General features: G+C 38.3%; 1 rRNA gene. It reads right to left on the bottom strand.

What is annotated here, in order from left to right:
* Nucleotides 1–85, bottom strand: a 23S ribosomal RNA gene (locus tag H5S41_RS12245); the annotation flags it as partial.
* Between the last annotated feature and the right edge of the window lie 129 nt (nt 86–214).

Below are 214 nucleotides of genomic sequence, written 5' to 3'. Positions count from 1 at the left end.
CTCCCCGAAGCATATCGGTGTTAGTCCCGTCCTTCATCGGCTCCTAGTACCAAGGCATTCACCATGCGCCCTTCATAACTTAACCTTAGCAGTCTTCGACTGCTTTGATTAATTGAGTTAGCGATTATATTCGTTAATTAAAACTCAAATAACGCGGTGTTCTCGGTTTATTGTTTTGTTAATAAAGAAATTAGATAGTATTTAGTTTTCAAAG

It is taken from the genome of Limosilactobacillus albertensis, assembly GCF_014145555.1.
GTDB lineage: Bacteria > Bacillota > Bacilli > Lactobacillales > Lactobacillaceae > Limosilactobacillus > Limosilactobacillus albertensis.
The sequence above is the reverse complement of the archived record's forward strand: the minus strand, read 5'-3'. Positions and strand labels throughout refer to the sequence as shown.